Origin of the sequence: Hwanghaeella sp. 1Z406 (assembly GCF_048892425.1) — a bacterium.
In the GTDB taxonomy this organism is placed as follows: Bacteria; Pseudomonadota; Alphaproteobacteria; order UBA8366; family Aestuariispiraceae; genus Pacificispira.
The window spans coordinates 1-329 of sequence record NZ_JBLZHU010000040.1; the positions used below are offsets into that span (position 1 = coordinate 1).

Consider the following 329-nt stretch of genomic DNA (forward strand, 5'->3'; position numbering starts at 1 on the left):
CCAGCGACTCATTTCTTCTTGGATACACCCACGGTGCGGCCCCGGCGGCCAGTGGTCTTGGTGTGCTGGCCTCGGACACGAAGGCCCCAAAAGTGGCGCAGCCCCCTGTGGGCTCTGATCTTCTTCAGTCGCTCCAGGTCCTCTCGCAGCTTGTTGTCCAGACCATTGGCCAGAACCTGGCTGTACTTTCCGTCCTTCACGTCCTTCTGTCTGTTCAAGAACCAGTCTGGGATCTTGTACTGTCGTGGGTTCTGCATGATGGTGATGACGCGCTCCACCTCGTCCTCCGTGAGCTCTCCAGCCCTCTTGGTGAGGTCAATGTCCGCTTT

General features: G+C 58.7%; 1 protein-coding gene. It reads right to left on the reverse strand.

Features of this window, described 5'->3' with window-relative positions; translation table 11 throughout:
• Window positions 1-8 precede the first annotated feature (8 nt).
• Window positions 9-329, reverse strand: a 321-nt coding sequence (rpsM, locus tag ACOSDR_RS20270) for a 30S ribosomal protein S13 (protein ID WP_420732351.1), incomplete at its 5' end; no start/stop codon positions are given.